This is a genomic window from Massilia pseudoviolaceinigra, assembly GCF_030846505.1.
Classification (GTDB): domain Bacteria; phylum Pseudomonadota; class Gammaproteobacteria; order Burkholderiales; family Burkholderiaceae_D; genus Telluria_A; species Telluria_A violaceinigra.
On the sequence record NZ_JAVCWL010000001.1, the window covers coordinates 1 to 21,248 of the forward strand.

Below are 21,248 nucleotides of genomic sequence, written 5' to 3' on the forward strand. Positions count from 1 at the left end.
CTTGCGCTTCAATTTTCAATTCCATGATGATCCCTATACCATCAGCGGTGCACTGCGTCGTTGCAATGTACCGCCGCAAAACAAAAAAGCCCTCGCAGCGTCGCTGGGAGGGCTTTCTCAGTGATAGGGCTTATCAATCACCAAGCAATAGCTCTCCCAGCCGCGGATGCGAAGCGTGGTGGTGAGCGGATTGCTTGGTGAATGTGTTCATCAAATCATCGTAACGTGTGGTGTGCGGCATGTCAACCGATGGCCAGCCGCCGGTAAATGTCTCTACTGACCTAATTTGGCTCGCACCGCATCGGCCATCGGACCGACTTCCTTTACCGCGGCAACCAGCTGTTCCTTGTTGATGCCCAGCGCCTCGGTCCAGTATCGGACCTCGTGTTCTTCATGGACGTTAATACGGCTGCGGTCCTGCTGCCCGCGGATATGGGTGTCATCTGCCATGTTGGCCTCCTTGCGATTGTCGAGTGCCAAGCATCCCATGCGATGCGATTTTGTTCTGTTCGCTTGCTCACGCAAGCATTCAAGAACGTCGCCACGCAAGCGCCTGCTGCCTGCGCTGCGCCGCGGCGATATTTACCTGGGCGCATTCGGATAGCTGACGATAATCGACAGCGGCTGTGCGCCAACCTGCCTGATGCCGACCTGCGCGCCCTTGTAGAGATAAGCGGCCATGCCCGGCGCCAGACGCTCGGTGGCGCCATCGGAAGTGACTTCTCCCTGTCCGGCGAGAACGTAATACACCTCGTCATGGTCAATCCGGTGCACGCCGATGGCAGCCCCCGGATGGAGCACGCGTTTGCGAAACTCCATCGAACGCGGCGCGGGCACGGCATCGCTGATACGGTAAGCCGTGGACATGCCGATCGCCCCGTGCGGCGGCGCTTCGTCGCGCTTGACGTCGTCTTCCCGAACGACGACCATGGCTGGTCCTGCAGCCATCAACAGCATTGCCAGCATCATCCGATGTCGCTCCTCGTATTCCGTTCGGCAGCCAGCCATGCCGGTGCCCGCAGGCGCATTAAAGCACGTTCGCATGCCGTACCGTTTCTTTGCACTAGGAGAATTACATGTTGGGAACACTTGTCGGGGACATCTACGGTTCCCATTACGAGAAATCGCGCACGCCAGTGCGCACGCTGCCCGAGCTGACAGCGGCGCACTCGTTTACGGACGACACCGTCATTACGCTGGCGGTGGCGCAGCATCTGCTGACGGGAACGCCGCTCAAGGAAGCGTTTCGTACCTGGGTTGCCCACTATCCGCAAGCAGGTTACGGCAAGCTGTTCGCCGCCTGGGCGTTGGGATCGTCCTCGGAAGAGCTGGTGAGCTGGGGTAACGGTGCGCTGATGCGCCTCGGCCCGGTCGCCGCGCTTGCCACAAGCCTGCAAGACGCGCGCCACGTGGCGGCGGACATCACGCGCTCCACGCACGGCCATCCAAGCGCGATGCAGGCGGCCGACATCTACGGGCAGTTACATTGGGCAGCGCTGCACGGCGCCAGCAATGCGGAGTTACTGGCGTCATGGAACGCTGGCGGCGGCAGCCTGCATGCGGGCGAGGCCAATCACCAGGCCGGTTCCCCGATGCGTGTGCGCGCCGACGATACGCTGGAGGACGTGATGAGCTGCCTGGCGGAAAGCGACGACTTCGATTCGCTGCTGGCCGCCTGCCTGTATCACGGCGGCGACAGCGACACCATTGCCGCGACCGCCTGCGTACTCGGCGAGGCGCTCTGGGGCGTGCCGCAAACGCGGGCGGCTGCCATCGCCCCCTTCCTGGACGATCGGGTACGGGCGGCCATGGAGCAGCTCGATGGCGCCATCGACCGCCTGAACCACACCTAGCGTTCCCGGACGGCGTTCCGCGGCGACCACCGCAAGCGTCAGAGCGCGTCCAGCGCCGCGGCGATACGGGAAATCCCGTCCAGCGCGCCAAGCGCAATGCCGATATCGCGCGGCAAGCCGACGGCCGATTCGCCCGGATTGACCCGAATCAGCGGGCGCTGCTGGCTTTCGCCGAACACGCGCACCGATGGAATCCACGTGCCGGCGCCAATTTCGATGATGACCGCCTGGCGCTGGCGCGCCAGCCAGACGTCCAGACGGTGCTCCTGCTGGTCGGCATGCAGCGAATCCCACAGCCGGTCGCCAAACATCAGGATGTTCGGCCGTGCGATGTCGCCGCAGCCGGGACAGCGTGGAAGCGGGCAAGTGAGCAGGCACTGCTCCTCATCGACCACCGGCACGAACGCTTGCGCGGACCAGGTCGGCTCGCCGCAGTCGCCCAGGCATTGCAGTTTCTCGATGCTGCCGTGGCATTCGACGACGCGCTCTTGCGCCATGCCGCTGCGCTGGAATTGTCCATCCACATTGCTGGTGAAAACAAAGGCCCCGCCAGGTAGGCGCGCGGCGATCTTGTTCAGCAGGCCAAACCCTGCGTGCGGCACTGTGCGCCGGTACAGCTGCAGGCGGTGTCCGTAAAATCCCCAGGCCAGCTCGGGACGTTTGCGAAAGGCGCGGGGATTGGCGATCTCTGTGAACCGCAAGCCGTGCGTGCCCAAGGCCGGGTAGGCGCGCCAGAAGCCCTGGTCGCCGCGAAAGTCGGGCAGGCCGGAATCGATGCCCATGCCGGCGCCGGCCGTGATCACCAGCGCGTCAGCCTGAGCGATGAGGGCGGCCGCGTCGACGCAAGCCTGGTCGAGAGAGCTGTTCGTCATACGGACATTCTGTAGAAAATGGATGGCTGTCATTCTACGGCGTTTGGTTGAACGTGCCTTCCAGCACCAAATTCCCTGGCAATTGCAATGCTCAACCGCAAAATTTATTTGAGGAAAAAGGTCACTTGTTTGATATTGGTCTAGGCATTTATTGAACCAATCAGAATGCGAGGTATACAGCTCTGTAACACTGAAATCTCACGTCATGGGAGGTTCATCATGTATTTCGAAATCTACCAACAAGCTTCGGAAAAAGTCCGTAAAGAGTGGCGCTGGCGTTTGAGGGCTAAGAATCACGAGATCATCGCCAGTGGCGAGAGCTACAGCTCGCGCGCGAAGGTGCTGGCCGCGATTGAACTGATCAAGTCCGTCACCGCACGTACCAAGATCGTCGAGGGCTAAGTCGTTCCGCCCCCGCCGGACAAGCCGCCGCAAGCGGCTTGTCCGGCGAGCATTCAAGGAGATTATGATGCAAAACAATTGCCGTACTTGGAATTTGACGAGTGACCTGCCCAGGTCGCTTCCGCTGACGCTGCGCGACCTGGCTGGCCGCCGTGTCCGCGTGGTGCCGTTCGGCGCACTCATCACCCAGGATTTCGTGGCCGGCCGGGTGACGATCTTCCTCAATCAAGCCGGCCTGGTCCGCGACGTTGTTGTGGAAAACTGCGGCTAACCGCATGCCACGCCGCAAGGCTGGGGCGTCGCCCGGCGCCCCGTTGCTCCCGCTATTTGTTCAATACTTCCGGCCCCAGTTTGTCGAGCATGCGTTCCAGCTCTTCCCTGTCTTCCCGCGCAACCCCCTGCCGTTGCAACGCCTGGCCCACGTAGTGCCCCATCACGCTTAACTCTTCACTGGTGATTGCCATGCCCCGGTGCGCCAGGGCCATCGAATCGCCCTCGTATTTGCACGGCCCGCCGGAGAGGGCGCACACATGCGAGACCACGCTGGCCTTGAGCCGCGGCAGATTGACGCCCTCGAACGTGCGTTTTGAGCGCGGGTCGACCGACACCTTCGAGACGAAATCGTCGACCACCGCCGTCAGGCCCGCCATGCCGCCCAAACGCACGAACAGGGAAGGCTTGGGCGGCGGCGCAGGAGTGGAGCAAGCGGTCGTGCCGGCGATGGCGACCACGGCGAGCAGGGCGGCAGAAATGCGAGTATGTAGTTTCATGGCGAGGGTTCCCGGTTGCCATGAATGCTAACACTCAAGCCGTGCAAGGGTGGTTCCGCTTCGATGGTGCGCGCGCGAACGCAAGCATTCGGCGCGCGGGCCTATACTCGCCGTTTTCCTACCGACAGAGAGAACACCATGAGCGATTCCGAGGTCAAAGTCATGCTGAGCGAGATCACCAGTGGCGCCGGCGCGACCGTGCTCAATGCGCATCGCGCCGCAGTGACCATCGCGCAGTACATGCAATTATGTGAAGGCTTGCGTGGGATTATTCCGGATGGCGAAGTCAGTCTGGTGGCTGCCAGATTGACTGCGGGAATTATCTCGAACCCGAATTTCGCCTTGTCGACCGAGTAAGCTGCACGGCGTCTTACCTCGACGCCGTCCCTGCCGTTACCGGCAAAAATGGCGGTAACGGGCTTGCCGGTTGCCCCAGTGGCTTGCGTCAACGGCGTTGCGCCCGATGGTGGATTTTTGCCGCTATCAGGCTGCAAACCGCCTCCACCACCACTTCCGGGGCCACCTTGTCCAGGCAGCCGTGGTGTACTTCCGGGCACACGCTCTTGTAGCAGAAGCGGCACGGCACATCATGGAACAGCAAGCGGCTTTCCACCTGCCACGGCGTGTGCTGCGGGTTGGTCAGCGCGTACAGCGTGGCCAGCGGCGTACCCACGGCCGCGGCAATATGCGCCGGCCCCGTATTGTTCGACAATACAACGGTGGCCAGGCGGATCGCCGCCCCGAGCTGTCCCAGGTCGAGCTGACCGGCCAGCGAGTGCGTGCGCACGCCGCAAGCGCTGCGGATGCCATCGATCAGTTCCGCCTCGTGCGCATCCCCGGTCAGCACGATCGGGCAGCCGGTACGCCTGGCCAGCGCGCGGATGACGTCGGCCCAGCGCGCCGGCGGATAACGGCGCGAGGCCGCGCTGGCGCCCGGGTGCATGAGTACCCAGGGCTGGCGCGGTTCAATGCCGCGTTCGCCGAGCATGTGCCGCACCGCCTCCACATCGTCCGCTCGCACGGCAAACTGCAGGCGCGCGTTGCTGTCGCCGCAGCAACCGATGCTGGCCACCAGGTCGAGCTGGCGCTGCACTTCGTGCCGGATCACCGACTCGGGCTCCTTTTCCAGCACCCAATGCGACAGCATGCGGTAGGGGTTTTCCCGGCAATGGCCGAGGCGCAAGGGAATGCCCGCCATGTAGCACATCAGCGCGGCTGGCAGGGCGCTCTGGCTGTAGGACGTGAAGATCACGGCCGCGTCGAAGCGGCGCTCGGCCAGGCGCGCGATGAAGGCGCTGTCGCTCGACGGTGGATGGCCGCCGCCAGCCTTGATCCACGGCGCCGCATAGCCGAGCACGGCGTCCACATCGTCGAGGTAGGGCGCCAGCGCCGCGCCGCTCCCCGAACTGAGCAGGGTGAGCACGCGGTCCGGCCGCGCCTGCTTGACGGCGCGGATCGCCGGCGTGCACATGAGCACGTCGCCCATCGCATCGAGGCGCACGCACAGGACGTTGCGCGCATCGGCCCAGTCCGGCGCGCTCATCGGCGCGCCTCGTCATCGTTGACGATCATGACGGCGGCCCCGTACAGATCGGTGGCGATGCGGGTGGGAACGCGGTGCGGGCCAAGCTGCCACTCGGTTTCGTTGCCCTTGTCGATCAGCAGCGTGCGGCAGCCGGCGCGGTTGCCGGCCTCGACGTCATGGAGGATGTCGCCGACCATCCACGATGCCCGCAGATCGATGCCGTGCTCGCGCGCGGCGCGCAGCAGCATGCCGGGCATCGGCTTGCGGCAGGTGCACGGCAGGGCATACGCCCGCACCTTGCCGTCCGGATGGTGGGGGCAGTAGTAAAAGCCTTCCAGGCTCAGCTGCTCGCGGAACAGCAGGTCGGCCAGGCGCCGCTCGACGCAGTCCATGGCCGCTTCGTCAAAGTAGCCGTGCGCGATGCCGTCCTGGTTGCTGATGATGAAGAAGCGGTAATCGCAGCGCGCCAGCAGGCGCAGGGCGGCACCGGCGCCACTGCACAGGGTGATGCGGCGCGGCTCGGCGTTGTAGGGCACGTCATCGACCAGGGTGCCATCCTTGTCCAGGAAAATCGCTTTCATGTTTTATGGCCAGGAAGATTCTTGCATGGGCAGCACGGTGATCTCGGCCACCACGCTTTCGCGCGGCAATAGCAGCACGGAGCGGATGGCCTGGGCCACGTTCATCGGGTCCTGCAAGGTCGCCTGGTCGAGGTCGGGGAAGCGGTCGAGCAGGAAGGGCGTGCGCATGCCGCCTGCGATCACGGCCGTGACCTTGATGTTGTGGGGCCGCAGTTCGGCATGCATGGCGTGCGACAGGCCCAGCAATCCCCACTTGCTGGCATGGTAGGCACTGGCGTTGGGCCAGGCGCGCTTGGCGGCGGTGGAGGCGACATTGATGATGTGCCCACCCCCGGCCGCGCGCATGTGCTGCGAGGCATATTTGGCCAGCAGGAATGGCCCGTTCAGGTTGGTGTTCATGACGCGCATCCATTGCTGCGGCGTCATGTCGGCCATCGGCAGGGTGACATCGGTGCCGGCATTGTTGACCAGCACGTCAAGGCGGCCGAAGCGCTCCAGCGCCGTGCCGATGGCGTGCTCGGCGCTGGCCGGGTCGCCCACGTCGAAACCGAGGGCATGCACGCGCACGCCGTGTTCGCGCAGGATGTTGGCGCTGACGGTGGCCATGTCGCGGTTGATGTCGGCGACGATCAGGTCGGCGCCGGAGCGCGCCAGCAGCTGGCACAGCGCCGCGCCGAGACCGCTGGCGCCGCCGGTAACGAACACGGCTTTGCCGCGCAGGCTGGGCGGTTCGTGATCGAGGTGTTGGTCGGACATGAGGTATTCTCCTATCGGGTGGACAAACGGGAAACGGCGCACGCGGCGCTGCCGGCGGAAACCTGCTTGCCGACCACGTCGGCGTAGATGGCCGCGGCCTTGCGCGCCACGTGGCGCCAGGTGTAATGCTGGAAGGCGCGGCGCATGCCTTCGTCGCCCATGCCGGCCGCCAGGGCCGGGTCGCGCTGCAGCAGGGCGAGCTTGTCGGCCACCGCCTGGGCATCGCGCGGCGGCACCAGGAAGCCGCTCGCGGCATCGAGCACGGTATGCTTGATGCCGCCCACGGCCGCGCCGATGACCGGCCGCGCGCAGGCCATCGCCTCCACCGGCGTGATGCCGAACGGCTCGTACCAGGGCGTGGTGACGAAGACGTTGGCGGCGCTGTACCAGTAGCGCAGTTCGGCCCGTTCCTTGCGGCCGGTAAAGCGCACCTGCGCGCCCACGCCCAGCTGCAGCGCCAGCGCGCGCAGGCGCGCCAGTTCCGGCGTGTCGTGATAGGGGCTGGCGGCAGCCTCGCCGCCCACCACCAGCAGTTCGGCGTCGATGCCATGCTGGCGGCGCAGCAGGGCCAGGGCGTGGATGACGGTATCGATGCCCTTGCGCGGGACGATGCGGCCGAGCTGCAAGACCAGGAACTTGCCCTGCGTGAGGCCCAGCTTCTGGCGCGCCAGGCGCATCGGCACCGGCCACAGTTCGTGCGGATCGAAGCCGCAGGGGGCGATGTCGATGCGCTTGCCGGGCGCGTCGTAGAACTGCTCCATGTCTTGCCGGTCCTGCGGGCATTCGGCGATGATGCGGTCGGCGTGGCGCATCAGGCTGTTTTCGATCTGCAGGCGCGACGGCGGAAAGGCGTCCGCCGCCCCCTGCGCGCGCAGCCTCACCTGGCCCAGCGCATGAAAGGTGATGACGAAGGGAATGCCGAGCACCTCCTTGAGATGCTGCGCGACCATGCCCGACATGAAGAAGTTGGCATGCGTTACATCGTAGAGCGCTGCCTGGCGGCGCGCGAAGCGGGCCACGAAGCGCGCGAAGGTGTCGATGTAGGGCAGCATGCGTTCCTTGGGAATGTAGTGGGCCGGCCCGGCCGGCACGTGTACCACGCGGATGTTGTTTCGCCAGTGCACCAGCTGCTTCTGGCCGATGGCGTCGCGCCGGGTGAAGATGTCGACCAGGTAGCCGGCCAGCGCCAGCTCGCGCGCGAGGTGGGCCACGTAGACGTTCTGGCCGCCGCTGTCGACGCTGCCGGGCGCGGCCAGCGGCGAGGCGTGCTCGCTGACGATGGCGATGCGCCTGACGGCGCCATCGGCGCGCGGGTCCGGATGTAAGTCACCAAGTAACATGCCAGCTCCTTTGTTGATTTTTTAGGGGGATTTGCTTAGTACAGCTGCCCGTGGAAGGGGGCGCGCGCCAGATCGGTCACGTGGCACAGCGCGCGGTCCCAGTCGTCGCAGAAGCGGCCGATGGCAAAGCGTTCGCGCGCGCGCCGCCGCGCCTGGGCCCCGAGCGCGCGCGCCAGGGCGGGATTGCGGCCGAGCTCGCGCATGTGCCCGATCAGGGTGTCGAGGCGGGTATCGATGAAGCCGTTTTCGCCATTGGCGATGACGGTCGCCATTTCGGTGGTGGCCAGCGCCACGACGGGCATGCCGACCATCATCGCTTCGATCACGGCCAGGCCCAGGCTGGTGTAGCGGATCGGGTTGAACAGGTAGCGGTAATTGGCGGCGAAGGCGGGCAGCCTGGCATGTTCGATTTCGCCCAGGCCGCCAAGTTCCTGCGCCCCCATGCCGACCAGTTCGAGCGGCACGTCGGCACGGGCCGCTTCGAAGATGTCGGCGCCGAGCCGCCGGCCGCGCCGCGCCAGATGGTTGATGACGACCAGGCCGCAGTCGAGCTGGCCGCGGTAGTGAACTCCCTCGGGCACCTTGACGCCGTGCTCGATCACGCAGCTCGGAGTGGTGCCGCTGTCCCACATCAGCGCGTTGAAGGGGGTCACGTGTACCAGCAGCACTTCGGGCGTTTCGACCAGGTGGCGGGTATCGGTGGGGTGTTCGCGCGGCGGGTCGTGTTCTATATAGATGCGCGGCAGCGCGCGCTGGCTGGCGCTGAGGAACTCGTACTGGTCTTTCTCGTACTGCTCGTCGTCCTGGAAGATGATGCAGTCGAACTGGTGGTGGCGCGCCTCGGACACCGGCATGTCGTGCACATTGTCGCCCCACGGAATATTGGTGCTGCGGCCGCCGTAGCCGGGCGGGCGGCCCGGCTTGGACAGCACGTAGAACTCGTGCGGCGCCTGGGTGAGGTAGTACAGATAGCTGCCGTGGGTGTGCCAGGTCAGCACTTTCAGCCGGCGCATGGCGGCCTCGCGTGCATGTGGTCGTGCGGAGCGGTTGTTGGCGATGCCATGGTGCCTCCCTGCGAGCGGTGAACGATGAGAATGGTTCGATTCGCGGACAGGCGGACGAGTTCCTGCTGTATCGCGCGGTTTGAATCTGCATCAAGTGCATGCTTGATGGAGCGCGGGGACAGGGAGGAAGGAGAAGAGGGAGGAGGGTGGTACCGTTGAGAACTCGCCGTTCCCGCCAGTGCTCCGGAAGTCGTTTCTGCCAGTGCCAGAAACGACGGTGCGTGCTGGGAAGACTTAGTTGGTCGTGCTGGCAGTCACAAGCCGTCCGGCATCGCTTTTGACGAACTGTTCCACGGTGTTCAGCGTCGGCGCCAGGAAGCGCAGCGGCGCGGCCATCGATGCCACCAGGGTGGCGTGACTGACTTTGTCGAAATGCAGTTCCTGCACCGCCACCCCCTTGCCGCGCAGCCTGGCCGCCATCGCGCCCGTGTTGCGCATGGGCTCGACCAGCTTGTCGTTGTTGGCGGCAATCAGCAGGGCCGGTGGCGTACCCGCCTTGGCGTGGTTGATCGGCTGCGATTCCGGTGGCGAGTTGGGGAAGTGGAATACCGGCTGCGTGACCTTGTTTTCAATCGGCAGGAAATCGTACGGTCCGGCCAGGCCGATCCAGCCGCGCAGCGCGGCCGGCTGCATGCCCTGTTTCGCCAGCCATTGCCGATCGAGCGCCATCATGGCCGCGTTGTAGGCGCCGGAGCTGTGGCCCATCACGAACAGGCGCGCCGGGTCGCCGCCGTAGCGTCCGATCTCGCGCACGGTCCAGGCGACGGCACGCGCCGAATCATCGAGAAAGTCGGGATAGCGTACTTCCGGATACAGCCGGAAGTCGGGAATGACAGCCACGATGCCGCGCGCGGCCAGCGCCCGCCCGACGAAGGCGTAATCCTCGCGCTCGCCCTTGGTCCAGTTACCGCCCAAAAAAAACACGACGACCGGCGCCGGCACGCCGGTGTCTTCCGGCGAGTACACATCGAGCTTGTGGCGGGCGTTCTCGCCGTAGGCCAGGGCGCTGCCGCTGCGCAGGCCGCTGCCGGGCGAGAGCGCGTTGAGGGTCGGCAGCGGCGAGCAGGCAGCCACGCCGCCCAGCAAAATCGCGCCGAGCAGGGCCGCGTGCAGTTTCTTCATGGTTATCTCAAATGGGTAAGCGTCGGCCCATTATATCGACGGCTAACAATCCGCCGTGTACGCTTGAGTTCGCCTAAAGCATGCTTAATCCCCGCGGCAATGCGCCCTGTACTGGACCGGACTCATGCCCGTGTGAGCCTTGAACTGGCGGCTAAATGCGCTGTGATCGGTGTAGCCGCAGGCGTAAGCAATCTGGGCGATGCTGTTCTTGGTGCCGGACTCGATCAGCGCCATGGCCGCACCCAGGCGCGACTGCAGCAGCAACTGGCGCGGCGAGTAGTGAAACACGCGCTGGAACAGCCGCTCCACGCGCGAGAGCGACAGGCCGGCATTGGTGGCCAGTTCCTCCATGCTGACGTTGGCGTGATAATTTTCGCGGATGTGGGCGGCGATGTCGGCGATCTTGCGGTACACGGGATGCAGTTCGTCGGCCAGGCCCAGGTCTTGCGAGGTGCCGGCCAGGCCGACAATGGCGCCGTTCTCGTCGCGCAGGGGCGTCTTGTGGGTCAGGCACCAGCCGCGCGCGCGGCTCGGGTACAGGTGCAGTTCGAGGTGCTTCTTGAGCGCCGTGCCGCTGTCGATCACGTGGCGGTCCTGCGCCTGGTAGGTCTGTGCCAAAAGGCGCGGATGGACTTCGAGCGCAGTGCGCCCGATCAGCTGATCCTTGCTGCGCAGGCCGCAGCGCCGCACCAGGGTGGTGTTCACGCTCACGTAGCGGCCCTCGCGGTCCTTGACAAAAAAGGCCACGTCGTTGAGCGCGTCGAACAGGGCTTCCAGTGAGGCCAGCTGCACCGCGCGAATGGCCGGGGCCTCGCCAATCAGCGTACTCATGTCCATCGGGGGTCTCTCCAGTTCGGTCGCAATGCGGTAGTATAAATCGGCACGGCGAAAATAATTGTGCCGATTTGAGCCTTTGCACGCTCGTCCATCGATCAAGACCGCGGCCCTTGACAGGGCTAATCTGGACGCTTCTAAACCGACCGGCGCGCCGGAGAAAGCAAGGTACCCCCATGTGGCAAGGTGTGATTCCCGCTGTATCGACAAAATTCAATGAAGATGGTTCGCTCGATATGGGCGAAATGGAGCGCTGCTTCGGTTTGCAGATGGAGGCCGGCTGCGATGGCCTGATCGCCTGCGGCTCGCTGGGCGAAGGGCCGATGCTCACGCACGACGAACGCATCGCCGTGCTGCGGCTGACCAAGCAGGTCACGGGCAGCAAACCGGCCATTCTGACGGTGGCCGAAGCGGGCACGCGCGAAGCCTGCGCGCTGGCCGAAAAGGCTGCCAAGGCCGGCGCCGATGGCCTGATGGTGGTGCCGAGCACGATCTATCACAGCAACCACCGCGAAACCATCGTCGCCCTGCGCGCGATCGCCGCGGCGGGCGACTTGCCGATCATGATCTACTCGAACCGCCTGGCGTACCGGGTCGACGTGACCACCGACATGCTGGAAGAATTGGCCGACGATGCGCGCTTCGTGGCGGTCAAGGAGTCGTCCGACGATATTCGCCGCAGCACGGAGATCATCAACCGCCTGGGCCAGCGCTACGACCTGTTCACCGGTGTCGACAATCTGGCGTTCGAGGCGCTGGCCGTGGGCGCGGTGGGATGGGTGGCGGGGCTGGTGCTGGCCTTCCCGAAGGAGACCGTGGCCATTTTCCGCCTGATGAAGGAAGGCCGCCAGGCCGAGGCGCTGTCGATCTACCGCTGGTTCCGGCCTTTGCTCGACCTGGACGTGTCGACCTACCTGGTGCAGAACATCAAACTGGCCGAGGCAATGGCGCTCGGCTCGACCGAGCGCGTACGCGCGCCGCGCCTGCCGCTCGAAGGCGAACAGCGCGCGCGGGCCGAGCGCATCATCCGCGCGGCGATGGAGACGCGTCCGCAACTGCCGCGCTTCGGCTGACGCAGTGGTGCGGGGGTACGATGCAATCGTCGTGGGCGCCGGCATTGTCGGCGCGGCCTGCGCGCTGGCGCTGCGCGAACAGGGCATGACGGTGGCGCTGGTCGATGCCGCCACGCCGGGTTCGGGCGTCACGGCCGCCGGCATGGGCCATCTGGTGGCGCTGGACGAGAGCAGCGACGAGCTGGCCCTGTGCCTGATGTCGCTGCGGCTGTGGGACGCCTTCATGCACGACCATCCGGGCGTGGGCGAGCCGTCGCGCTGCGGTACCTTGTGGGTGGCCGAGGACGAGCATCAGCTGGCCGAGGCGCACACGCGCGCCGCGCGCCTGTCGGCGCAGGGGTGGCACGCCGAAGCGCTCAGTGGCGACGAGCTCGCGCGGCTTGAACCGGCGCTGCGCCAAGGCTTGTGCGGCGGCGTGCGCGTGCGCGGCGACAGCGTGGTGTATCCCCCTGCGGTGGCGCAGTTCCTCAGCGAGAAATTCACGCGTGCCGGCGGCGAGCTGCATCTTGGCCGGCGCGTGTGCAAGGCCGGGCAGGGCGGCATGACGTTTGAGGATGGTACGCGCCTGGGCGCGCAGGCCGTGGTGGTGGCGGCCGGCGTGCAGTGCGCGCGCCTGATGCCCGAGCTGCCGATTTTCGCGCGCAAGGGACACCTGGCGATCACCGACCGCTATCCCGGCCGCCTGGCGCACCAGATCGTGAGCATGAATTATGGACAAAGCGCCGCCGGCGACGATGCGCTGGCGGTCGCCGCCAACGTGCAGCCGCGTCCCACGGGCCAGTGGCTGGTGGGGTCGTGTCGCCAGGATGGGCGCACCGACAGCGCCATCGAGCCGCCGGTGCTGGCGGCCGTGCTGCGCAGCGCAATCGGTTTGCTGCCCTGCCTGGCCGACATGAACATCGTGCGCGCCTGGACCGGCATGCGGCCGGCGTCGCCCGATGGCCGTCCCCTGATTGGCGCGCATCCCGGGCGGGCCGGCACCTGGCTGGCCTGCGGCCACGAAGGACTGGGCGCGACCACCGCGTTCGCCACCGCGCGCCTGCTGACCGACCAGATCATCGGGCGCGCCAGCCAGATCGATGCGACGCCGTACGCGCCGGCGCGTTTCGCGGCATTGGCAGAGGTCAGCGATGGCGATTGACGACATTGTTGTGCAGGTGGACGGGCAGCCGGTCGCGGTGGCGCAAGGGGCGAGCGTGATTGCGGCGCTGGTGCTGGCCGATTCGCTGTGCACGCGCCGCTCGGTCGGCGGCGAGGCGCGCTTTGCGTTCTGCGGCATGGGCTATTGCCAGGAGTGCCGGGTCAGCATCGATGGCCGGCCGCACCGGCTGGCCTGCCAGAGCGCGTGCCGCCCCGGCATGGTGATCGTCACGGGCGCGGGGGGCGGGGCATGAGCGCGCCGGTGATCGTGCTCGGTGCCGGTCCGGCGGGCCTGGCCGCGGCGGAGGCGGCGTCGGCCTCGGGCCAGAGCGTGCTGCTGGTCGATGAGAACAGTGCGCCGGGTGGCCAGATATGGCGCGGCGGCCCGCAGCGCTGGCGCGACGAACGCGCCAGCCGGTTGTGGGAAGCGCTGCGTGCGCGAGCGCACGTGACCATGCTGGCCGGGGCGCGCGTGGTGGCGCCGGCTGGCCCGCGCGCACTGCTGCTGGAAACCGCCGGCGGCGCGCTCATCCAGCCGTGGGAAAAGGTCATCGTGTGCAGCGGCGCGCGCGAATTGCTGCTGCCATTCCCCGGCTGGACGCTGCCCGGCGTGACCGGCGCGGGCGGCCTGCAGGCGCTGATCAAGGGCGGCATGCCGGTGGCGGGCAAGCGCGTGGTGGTGGCAGGCACCGGACCGTTGCTGCTGGCGGTGGCGGCGACCGTGCGCGAACATAGCGGTGAAGTAGTGGCGCTGCTTGAACATCGCGCCAGCGCGGATCTGGCGCGCTTCGCGGCGCGGCTGGCGCTGTCGCACCAGGGGAAGCTGCTGCAATCGGTGCAGCTGGCGGCGCGTTTGCGCGGCGTGCCGTATCTGCGTGGCGCGAGCGTGCTGGCCGCCGAAGGAAGCGGGCGTATCGAACGCGTGCTGCTGCGTCGGCGCGGGCGCGACAAGGCCATCGACTGCGATTTCCTGGCGTGCGGCTTCGGCCTGACGCCATCGCTGGAACTGGCCGCGTTGTTCGGCTGCGCGGTGGAGCAGGGCAGGGTCGGCGTCGATGGCGCGCAGCGCACCAGCGTGCAAGGTGTGTGGGCGGCCGGCGAGTCGACCGGCATCGGCGGCGTGGACAAGGCGCTGGCCGAAGGGCGCATCGCGGGACTCGACGCGGTCGGCGGCGCGCCGCATGGGCGCGACCTGCGCGCGCGCGGCACGGCGCAGGCGTTCGGCGCGCTGCTGGCGCAATCGTTTGCACCATTGCCGTCGCTGCGCGCGATGTGCACCGGGTCGACCATCGTCTGTCGCTGCGAGGATGTGGTGGCGGCCGACCTGGCGCCGCACACCGGCTGGCGCAGCGCCAAGCTGCAAACGCGGGCGGGCATGGGGCCTTGCCAGGGCAGGGTATGCGGGTCGGCCTGCTCATTTTTGTACGGGTGGGAGGCGCCGGGCTTGCGCCAGCCGGTGTTCCCGGCCAGCGCCGCCACCCTGGCGCTGCCCCAAACGCACAGGGTGGACACGGTCGCCCGTGCCCACCCCGAATTACCGCAACAGCAGACTAATTAGTCGGGCGTGCCGTCGCTGCGGCGTCCCACGTTGCTCTGCTGCGACTGGCGGCTGCCTTCGTCCAGATCGGCCGATTGGCGGTTCTGCTTGTTGGACAGGCCGGTGTCGTCATCCATGTCCTGATCGGCCGACAGGCGTTTTCCGCCGGGGCTCTTCGGCATGCCGCCGGCAACATCGTTGGATTGATGCTGTCCTGGGATGCCTTGCTGCTGGCTACCGGTTTGCGAGCCGGAACGTTCCGTGCTTTGCTGGCCGATCTGAGAGCCTTGCTGCGAACCGCCTTGCTGTTGCTTCGAGCCGCCCAGGCCGCCCGACTGCTGCGAGTCGCTCAGGTTGCCCGACTGCTGCGATCCGCCCAGGGTCCCCGATTGGTTCGATTGATTCAGATTGTCTTTTTCGACTGTGCCGCCACGCGACGACGATTCCGATTTCTCGTTGCCGCCATTGCTGGATTGATTGTTCCCCTCGCTACGCTGGTTCGAGTTCATATGTTGATTCCTTTCCGAGTAGACACAAGCATAGGGTGGCACCCGCCACTTGCGGAGGGACGGGGTTAGCGTCCAGCCCGTAAGCGGCGTTGCCAGGATTGGAATCATGCGCGTCCCTTCCCGGGCGATGTATCGGAACACGGTCCGAAACTGTGTAGGACAAATCCCCAGTGAAGCGAACCAGCGGTACCGGGGTATCGAGTACCAACAGGACGTCGCCTGTTGTCCTACAAAGTGCATGCATCCAGTCCTATAGCCGCGGCGATGCGCGCTGCTAAGATGGATTTGCTTGATCGCTCATCGGCGCGCAGCTGATGGGGTCAGACAGAGGCATTAGCTAAAGGAGATGACCATGGCTACAAACAACCAAGGCAACAAGCAAAGCGGCAGTCCGGGGAGCAAGGGCACCAGCAACCGCGGGTTTGCATCGATGGATCCCGAGCGTCAGCGCGAAATCGCCAGCGAAGGCGGCAAGGCTGCGCATCAGAAGGGGACGGCGCACGAATTCACGTCCGAAGAAGCGCGCCGCGCGGGCAGCATGAGCCACGGCAATCGCCAGTCGGAGCAGGGTGGCGCCCGTGCCGGGACCGACAAGGCTGACAGCGGCAACAAGCAGAGCGCGGGCGGCGGCAGCAAGGCAGGCACCGACAAGCCACGCTGAGCCGGACCGTGACGGGGTGCGGCGGCTCCCCATTTTTGTGGGACGATTCGTACAGGCAGCCTGGGGGATGGGGTAGAATTGTTGCGCTAATTTAACAACCCAGAGGGATCCCGTCGTGAAACAAGCAGTCATCCGCCAAGTCAAGAGCATGTATCTGTCATGCGATCCTATCGGTAACCTCTTGCTGGCCAAGTTCTCTTTCGAGGGCGGCAAGGATGCCTGCGTGTTCATTCCCGCTTCCGTCGTGTTCTGGCTGCTGGCACATTTGCCGGTGAACCAGGATCCGGAGTTGTTGCCACCGCCAAACCTGCCGCATGTGCTTCCCGAAGACTGGGACGACGTGGTCAATCCGCGCGTGCTGAGCGTACAGTGCAAGCAGTTCGACGATGCCATCCGCATGACGATGGAACTGGACCGCACGGCCAACCTGACGGTGCTTCTCAATCGTTCGAATGTGGAGCTGATGCGCCAGATGATGGAAGGGTACCGCGGCGACCTGATGGACCTGGGTTTCTAGCCGGTCGCGCTGGCGTTGCCCGCCCACAAGCGGGCAGCATTTCGGTATGATGCTCTTCTTTGAGAACCGAAGAGAAGGATCTGCCATGCCCATTAAAATCAGCCAGCATTTCGATTCCGGCGCCATTGACGTCGTGCAAGCCGACCAAGCCAGCCAGATCGACCTGAACCTGCGCTCGGACTCGCACGCCGACATCCACCAGTGGTTCCACTTCCGCCTGCAGGGCGCGCGCGGGCAGGCATGCACGATCCGCTTCCTGAACGCCGGCCAGGCGACCTACGCCGCCGGATTCGAGGGCTACCAGGTAGCCGCCAGCTACGATACCGAAAACTGGTTCCGCGTGCCGACCGCCTTCGACGGCCAGGTCATGACCGTGACCCACACGCCCGAGCTCGACAGCGTGTATTACGCTTATTTCGAACCGTACTCATGGGAGCGTCACCTGCGCCTGCTGGGTGAAGTGGCGGAGAACCCGATTGCGCGCGTGCATGATATCGGCAGCACCGTCGATGGCCGTGACATGAATATGGTGGTGATCGGTAACCCTGCTGCCGAGAAGAAAATCTGGGTTATTGCACGCCAGCATCCGGGCGAGACGATGGCCGAATGGTTTGTCGAAGGCATGATGGATGCGCTGCTCGACAATGCCAGCCCGATCTCGCGCAAGCTGTTGCAGCGCGCGGTGTTCTACATCATTCCGAACATGAATCCGGACGGCTCAGTTCGTGGCAATCTGCGCACCAACGCCGCCGGCGCCAACCTGAACCGCGAGTGGATGACGCCAACGCTGGAACGCAGCCCGGAAGTGCTGTGCGTGAAGCAAAAGATCCACGAAGTCGGCTGCGATATGTTCTTCGATATCCATGGCGATGAAGCGCTGCCGTACAACTTTGTAGCCGGCAACGAAATGTTGAACGATTTCACGCCGGAGCGCGCCGCGCTGCAAAAATCCTTCATCGACAATTACATCGCGGCCAGCCCCGACTTCCAGAACGTGTATGGCTATGCGGCCAGCAAATACAAGGAAGACATGCTGACCCTGGCGTCGAAGTACATTGGGCATACCTTCAAGTGCTTGTCGCTGACCTTGGAAATGCCGTTCAAGGACAATGCCGACCTGCCTGATTCGTACACCGGCTGGAATGGTGCGCGCAGCAGCGAGTTGGGCAAGGCGATCCTGCAGCCGATCCTCAAGGCGCTGGGCTGAGCATGGGCGTCGAGATCGAGCGCAAGTTCTTGCTCGCCGGCGACGCCTGGCGCGCGCTTGGCGAGCCGGTGCTGCTGCGCCAGGGTTATCTGTCCACCAATCCGGACCGCACCGTGCGCGTGCGCATCGAGGGCGACAGCGCCACCATGACCATCAAGGGACGCAACGAAGGCGCCACGCGTGGGGAGTGGGAATATCCCATTCCGCTGGCGGACGCAAATGAGCTGCTGGACCGCTTGTGCGAACAGCCGATTATCGAAAAATACCGGCGCCGGATCACGTTCGCGGGCAATGTATGGGAAGTCGATGAATTCCTGGGCGCGAATGCGGGTTTGATGTTTGCGGAAATCGAACTGGCGTCGGAAGACCAGCAGTTCGATAAGCCGGACTGGATTGGCGAGGAAGTCACGCACGACCGCCGGTATTTCAATTCGAGCCTGATTGCGTTGCCGTATTCGGCTTGGTAGCTGGTGATTGGAGTCGCGACAGTACCTCTCTCAGGTGATGCTGATATGCGCCTGAGGGGAGTACGAAAACATGCGGGCCGGCGCCATGGTGTCTTCCGCGCGCCGGACCGATGAAGATATCGTGGCGGCTCATGCGAATCAGTAGCGACAGAAAGCCGTCAAACGGTTCCGGTCCCCACAGTACGGCGCAGTGCTCGAAGGACGACGTGGCCAGGTCGAGCTGGCGCGTGGCGTGCGTGCCCAGATCGGGTGGATCGGTATCGTAGCGCGCCGTTGGGAAATGGCGCTGCATCAGCGTGTCGTTTTCCGCTGTGTCTTGCTGGTCAAAACGGCGCAGATCCGATTCGATTTCGCAAGCATAGGCGCCGGCCACGCAGGCGCTGTCCGGATGGGAGAATCCGATGCCGTGAATGCGGAAATCGACGCTGTCGAGAAAGACCCATTGATCGTCCCATGACCGCAGCATGCTGGTGCTCAATGGTGGATTGCGCACGTTAGTGCTGGACCACGCGTCTGGAGTCATGATGCGTCGTGCTCGATGACAGACGGGTGATCGCGGTGGGGCAGGAATTTCCGGCAATGCGCAGTGTTGACGTAAAATAAACGATTCGCCATCGTGCCCGCACCGACCAAGGAGTCCGTTTGATGTTTTCTCATTCACGGATTATTGCATCCGTTTTGGCTGGCGCCGCGTTGGTGCTGTCGCCTGTTCAAGCGACGGCGATCAAGCCCGTTCCCAAGCAAGGTGTCGCGCTGCCGAATGCGCCGTTCGCGGTGCTGCCGGCGAAAGAAGTGATCAAGCGATACAAGCTGATGTCGCTGCTTAGTCCTCTTTCGAGAAAGGACAAAGATACGCTCAGCGAGTTCGCCGACGTCAAGCAGGCTATCGTCTTCGAGGGGGACGTTACACTCGACGAAAACATCAGCATTGTCGATGCGGCTTTCAAGAAAACGCTCTCCAAACAGACGCTCTCGCCATTCGAGGATGCCCTGCTGAACCGTGACCGTCTGATCGTTGTCAATGGCGACCTTCATTGCCACGCGCTGGATACCGGTTTGATGCACGGAGTATTTGTGCTCGGTAATGTCTACTGCGAAACTGTATCCCTCGGCATGACGCATTTTTACGTCAAGGGCAATCTCGTGGCGCGCAAATATCTGCTTGGCAGTGCCGAAGACGATGAGGGTGATGGCAATGAAGGCCCGCGTCACGTCCGGGTGGACGGCACGGTGTCTTCACCGAAGGTCAGGACCTGGTATTTCGGGCTGGGGCATTTGAAGTTTGCGAAGGACTCGGCCGAGGAAGTGCTAGTGGATCAGCAGGACAGGGAGTCGTCGGGTCCATGCAATAAGAAAAACGCTTGTTAGGCTGGCGCGAGCCCGTCCATGGCCATTTTGGCGGCAAGAACGGATAACGTGCTAGCGACACAGCCCGAGGCTATGTCGATCATGGCCAGGCTGAGGGGCCAGTCGCGCAGTGTTGCGAGATTGGACAGGTCGTAGGTGGCGTACGCGACCGTGCCGAACAGGGCCGCCGCAGTCAGGGTGGTGCGCAGGGTGCGGCGCGGGCCGTGGGGTGCGAGGGCGAATGCCATCAAGCCGAGCGCATACATCAGGTAAAAAGCGATTGCCGGGCCGAATCGCGGCTCTGCAGCCATGAGGTGGCCGATGCCGTCGGCGTAGATCGATTTGGCGATAAAACCGAGCCACAGCGCATCCAGCAGAACCATCCCGGCAATGAGAATGAGATAGGGAATCAGCAGTGTGCGCATGGCGGTCTTCGGTGGCGAAAGTACAGCGGAGCATACGCGTTTCCACCAAGTGACGCCGCGCTGGACACGCTGTGCACCGCTGTACCAACCACGCCCGGTGGAACGACACGCTGTCGTCCGCACCAGGCGCGTTTCAGGCGCTACATCGACTGATATCAGAAGCGGTCAAACGCCCGCTTTGTCACAACTTCCAGCGCCTTGATGTCGCTTTCGACGGCGGCACGGTTAGGCGGCGTGTAGATCATCATGACGTGGGTGCCGTTCTTTACGAAATTGATCGACATTGCCGTGTTGGCGGGCGCCTTGCATGCGAATGATGCGTGCGCGTTGGCCCCCAGTTGCGGCAAAGGCACGACGGTGCAGATTTTCGTGGACGACGCCATGATGTTGCCCAAGGATTCCTTGGTGCCGTGCTTGCTGGTCATGCCGACCAGGGCCGAGCCGCCGGGATTGGCCGAGGCGATGCAGTGGTTCGCCGCAAGGCGCTGGACGGTTGGCTTGCCCTTGCCGAGGAGCGTTGTTACTTCGGCGGCGGTGAACCATTCGCATTCGCCGTACGATTGCGCTGCGTTATCCTTTTTGCCGCTGCCGATGCGGCCGAGGGTGAGGACGGACTCGGCGACGCTGTCGTCGATCTTGCCGTTGGCACGGTAACTGATCACAAACAGCGAATCGCCTTGCAGGGAGATAAAACCCGCTTCGCCGGGGTTGGCATCTTTTGCGCTCATGCCGAAATACGCTTCCTGGCCGACGGCAGGGGTGCTGGCGTTGCGTTTCAGGGCGGCGAAAGTGGTGGCCTTGTAGCTGTCGTAAATGGCTTTGGCTTCCGACGCTTTCGGGCGCTTTTGGACGGTGGCGGTCATGCTGCCGCCATTGCTCAGCGAAAAGGAGCACATGCCGGACGGGTCGGCGAAATCCATGCGGGCCTTGGGATCGTTGAAGGCCTTGATGACGTCTGCCTGGGGGATCATTGGGCATTCGGCGGCTGCGTAGGCGTGGGTGCTTGTAAAGAAGGAAACCGTTAAAGCAGCGATGCTGGTGAGACTGGTGATTTTTTTGCTGTTCATTTTTTATTTTTTAGTTATGTAGATAAATAGTGGGTCGGCTTGAAGTGCTGGGATGAAACAATTTACTATCAGCGCTAGTCAATTGCCCAGTCTTGCCTTAGCAGCCGTGTTCGAATGTATGGATCTGATATCTGAAGAGCGAGTTTTTAGGGTGCGTTCAGCATGCGCCGAACCTGGTC

General features: G+C 64.3%; 28 protein-coding genes. 13 read left to right on the plus strand and 15 right to left on the minus strand.

Going from position 1 to position 21,248, the window contains the following annotated elements:
- Positions 1-273: 273 nt before the first annotated feature.
- Together RBA40_RS00005 and RBA40_RS00010 are read right to left on the minus strand one after the other, a co-directional pair.
- The gene (locus RBA40_RS00005) at positions 274-450 is read right to left on the minus strand and encodes a DUF3606 domain-containing protein (RefSeq protein ID WP_306644954.1); all 177 of its coding nucleotides are present in this window, start codon (positions 448-450) and stop codon (positions 274-276) included.
- Between the two features lie 132 nt (positions 451-582).
- Positions 583-930 (minus strand): cupin domain-containing protein, encoded by a 348-nt coding sequence (locus tag RBA40_RS00010; RefSeq protein ID WP_306644956.1) that lies wholly within the window; start codon positions 928-930, stop codon positions 583-585.
- A 146-nt stretch (positions 931-1,076) separates the two neighbouring features.
- Between RBA40_RS00010 and RBA40_RS00015 the strand changes: the two genes are divergently transcribed.
- The gene (locus RBA40_RS00015; RefSeq protein WP_306644957.1) at positions 1,077-1,853 is read left to right on the plus strand and encodes an ADP-ribosylglycohydrolase family protein; all 777 of its coding nucleotides are present in this window, start codon (positions 1,077-1,079) and stop codon (positions 1,851-1,853) included.
- Positions 1,854-1,891: 38 nt separating this feature from the next.
- Here RBA40_RS00015 and RBA40_RS00020 read toward each other — a convergent pair whose 3' ends face one another.
- Positions 1,892-2,725: an SIR2 family NAD-dependent protein deacylase gene (locus tag RBA40_RS00020; RefSeq protein WP_306644959.1), complete on the minus strand. Its 834-nt coding sequence runs from the start codon at positions 2,723-2,725 to the stop codon at positions 1,892-1,894.
- 219 nt (positions 2,726-2,944) lie between these two features.
- Between RBA40_RS00020 and RBA40_RS00025 the strand changes: the two genes are divergently transcribed.
- Together RBA40_RS00025 and RBA40_RS00030 are read left to right on the plus strand one after the other, a co-directional pair.
- Positions 2,945-3,127 (plus strand): YegP family protein, encoded by a 183-nt coding sequence (locus RBA40_RS00025; protein ID WP_099876225.1) that lies wholly within the window; start codon positions 2,945-2,947, stop codon positions 3,125-3,127.
- Positions 3,128-3,191: 64 nt separating this feature from the next.
- A complete protein-coding gene (locus tag RBA40_RS00030; RefSeq protein WP_306644961.1) occupies positions 3,192-3,398 on the plus strand; it encodes a hypothetical protein in 207 nt (68 codons plus the stop codon).
- 52 nt (positions 3,399-3,450) lie between these two features.
- Here the strand turns inward: RBA40_RS00030 and RBA40_RS00035 are convergent, their stop codons facing one another.
- Complete coding sequence (locus RBA40_RS00035; RefSeq protein WP_306644962.1) at positions 3,451-3,897, minus strand: group I truncated hemoglobin; 447 nt, start codon at positions 3,895-3,897, stop codon at positions 3,451-3,453.
- 138 nt (positions 3,898-4,035) lie between these two features.
- Between RBA40_RS00035 and RBA40_RS00040 the strand changes: the two genes are divergently transcribed.
- On the plus strand, positions 4,036-4,254 hold the full coding sequence (locus RBA40_RS00040) for a hypothetical protein (RefSeq protein WP_099876231.1): 219 nt from the start codon (positions 4,036-4,038) through the stop codon (positions 4,252-4,254).
- Positions 4,255-4,342: 88 nt separating this feature from the next.
- Here the strand turns inward: RBA40_RS00040 and RBA40_RS00045 are convergent, their stop codons facing one another.
- The 7 genes from RBA40_RS00045 to RBA40_RS00075 form a co-directional block, all read right to left on the minus strand.
- Positions 4,343-5,440: a glycosyltransferase family 9 protein gene (locus RBA40_RS00045; protein WP_306644964.1), complete on the minus strand. Its 1,098-nt coding sequence runs from the start codon at positions 5,438-5,440 to the stop codon at positions 4,343-4,345.
- Positions 5,437-6,003: a D-glycero-alpha-D-manno-heptose-1,7-bisphosphate 7-phosphatase gene (locus RBA40_RS00050; RefSeq protein ID WP_306644965.1), complete on the minus strand. Its 567-nt coding sequence runs from the start codon at positions 6,001-6,003 to the stop codon at positions 5,437-5,439. Before RBA40_RS00050 ends, RBA40_RS00045 begins: the two co-directional genes overlap by 4 nt.
- Positions 6,004-6,006: 3 nt before the next feature.
- Positions 6,007-6,759: an SDR family oxidoreductase gene (locus RBA40_RS00055; RefSeq protein WP_306644966.1), complete on the minus strand. Its 753-nt coding sequence runs from the start codon at positions 6,757-6,759 to the stop codon at positions 6,007-6,009.
- Between the two features lie 11 nt (positions 6,760-6,770).
- Positions 6,771-8,099: a glycosyltransferase gene (locus RBA40_RS00060; RefSeq protein WP_306644967.1), complete on the minus strand. Its 1,329-nt coding sequence runs from the start codon at positions 8,097-8,099 to the stop codon at positions 6,771-6,773.
- Positions 8,100-8,134: 35 nt separating this feature from the next.
- Positions 8,135-9,112 carry a glycosyltransferase gene (locus RBA40_RS00065; RefSeq protein ID WP_306644968.1) on the minus strand — a complete coding sequence of 326 codons (978 nt, stop codon included), beginning with the start codon at positions 9,110-9,112 and terminating at the stop codon, positions 8,135-8,137.
- Between the two features lie 285 nt (positions 9,113-9,397).
- On the minus strand, positions 9,398-10,285 hold the full coding sequence (locus RBA40_RS00070; RefSeq protein ID WP_306644969.1) for an alpha/beta hydrolase: 888 nt from the start codon (positions 10,283-10,285) through the stop codon (positions 9,398-9,400).
- 84 nt (positions 10,286-10,369) lie between these two features.
- Entirely contained in the window at positions 10,370-11,122 is a 753-nt protein-coding gene (locus RBA40_RS00075) for an AraC family transcriptional regulator (protein ID WP_374710442.1), read from the minus strand.
- A 173-nt stretch (positions 11,123-11,295) separates the two neighbouring features.
- Here RBA40_RS00075 and RBA40_RS00080 point away from each other — a divergent pair, with 173 nt between their 5' ends.
- The 4 genes from RBA40_RS00080 to RBA40_RS00095 are packed head-to-tail and all read left to right on the plus strand — an operon-like array spanning position 11,296 to position 14,890.
- Positions 11,296-12,192, plus strand: a complete 897-nt coding sequence (locus RBA40_RS00080; protein ID WP_306644972.1) for a dihydrodipicolinate synthase family protein — start codon at positions 11,296-11,298, stop codon at positions 12,190-12,192.
- Between the two features lie 31 nt (positions 12,193-12,223).
- Positions 12,224-13,333, plus strand: a complete 1,110-nt coding sequence (locus tag RBA40_RS00085; RefSeq protein ID WP_306644973.1) for an NAD(P)/FAD-dependent oxidoreductase — start codon at positions 12,224-12,226, stop codon at positions 13,331-13,333.
- Entirely contained in the window at positions 13,323-13,586 is a 264-nt protein-coding gene (locus RBA40_RS00090; RefSeq protein WP_306644974.1) for a 2Fe-2S iron-sulfur cluster-binding protein, read from the plus strand. The genes RBA40_RS00085 and RBA40_RS00090 overlap by 11 nt, the downstream gene beginning before the upstream one ends.
- Positions 13,583-14,890 (plus strand): NAD(P)/FAD-dependent oxidoreductase, encoded by a 1,308-nt coding sequence (locus RBA40_RS00095; protein ID WP_306644976.1) that lies wholly within the window; start codon positions 13,583-13,585, stop codon positions 14,888-14,890. The genes RBA40_RS00090 and RBA40_RS00095 overlap by 4 nt, the downstream gene beginning before the upstream one ends.
- Here the strand turns inward: RBA40_RS00095 and RBA40_RS00100 are convergent.
- Positions 14,887-15,378 (minus strand): hypothetical protein, encoded by a 492-nt coding sequence (locus tag RBA40_RS00100; protein ID WP_306644977.1) that lies wholly within the window; start codon positions 15,376-15,378, stop codon positions 14,887-14,889. The two genes, RBA40_RS00095 and RBA40_RS00100, sit on opposite strands and share 4 nt — an antisense overlap.
- A 352-nt stretch (positions 15,379-15,730) precedes the next feature.
- On the opposite strand from RBA40_RS00100, the gene RBA40_RS00105 reads away from it, so the two are divergent.
- The 4 genes from RBA40_RS00105 (at position 15,731) to RBA40_RS00120 (ending at position 18,230) form a co-directional block, all read left to right on the plus strand.
- The gene (locus tag RBA40_RS00105) at positions 15,731-16,039 is read left to right on the plus strand and encodes a KGG domain-containing protein (protein WP_306644979.1); all 309 of its coding nucleotides are present in this window, start codon (positions 15,731-15,733) and stop codon (positions 16,037-16,039) included.
- A gap of 115 nt (positions 16,040-16,154) precedes the next feature.
- The gene (locus RBA40_RS00110; protein WP_306644980.1) at positions 16,155-16,556 is read left to right on the plus strand and encodes a hypothetical protein; all 402 of its coding nucleotides are present in this window, start codon (positions 16,155-16,157) and stop codon (positions 16,554-16,556) included.
- 85 nt (positions 16,557-16,641) lie between these two features.
- On the plus strand, positions 16,642-17,763 hold the full coding sequence (locus RBA40_RS00115; protein ID WP_306644981.1) for a M14 family metallopeptidase: 1,122 nt from the start codon (positions 16,642-16,644) through the stop codon (positions 17,761-17,763).
- Between the two features lie 2 nt (positions 17,764-17,765).
- Complete coding sequence (locus RBA40_RS00120; protein ID WP_306644982.1) at positions 17,766-18,230, plus strand: CYTH domain-containing protein; 465 nt, start codon at positions 17,766-17,768, stop codon at positions 18,228-18,230.
- On the opposite strand, the gene RBA40_RS00125 is transcribed toward RBA40_RS00120, so the two are convergent.
- On the minus strand, positions 18,190-18,891 hold the full coding sequence (locus RBA40_RS00125; protein ID WP_306644984.1) for a hypothetical protein: 702 nt from the start codon (positions 18,889-18,891) through the stop codon (positions 18,190-18,192). The genes RBA40_RS00120 and RBA40_RS00125 overlap by 41 nt on opposite strands.
- Between RBA40_RS00125 and RBA40_RS00130 the strand changes: the two genes are divergently transcribed.
- Positions 18,876-19,598 carry a hypothetical protein gene (locus tag RBA40_RS00130; protein ID WP_306644985.1) on the plus strand — a complete coding sequence of 241 codons (723 nt, stop codon included), beginning with the start codon at positions 18,876-18,878 and terminating at the stop codon, positions 19,596-19,598. The two genes, RBA40_RS00125 and RBA40_RS00130, sit on opposite strands and share 16 nt — an antisense overlap.
- Here RBA40_RS00130 and RBA40_RS00135 read toward each other — a convergent pair.
- Both RBA40_RS00135 and RBA40_RS00140 read right to left on the minus strand, forming a co-directional pair.
- The gene (locus RBA40_RS00135) at positions 19,595-20,002 is read right to left on the minus strand and encodes a DUF2177 family protein (protein WP_306644986.1); all 408 of its coding nucleotides are present in this window, start codon (positions 20,000-20,002) and stop codon (positions 19,595-19,597) included. The genes RBA40_RS00130 and RBA40_RS00135 overlap by 4 nt on opposite strands.
- 155 nt (positions 20,003-20,157) lie before the next feature.
- Positions 20,158-20,973 (minus strand): helix-turn-helix domain-containing protein, encoded by an 816-nt coding sequence (locus tag RBA40_RS00140; protein WP_306644987.1) that lies wholly within the window; start codon positions 20,971-20,973, stop codon positions 20,158-20,160.
- Positions 20,974-21,248: the final 275 nt, after the last annotated feature.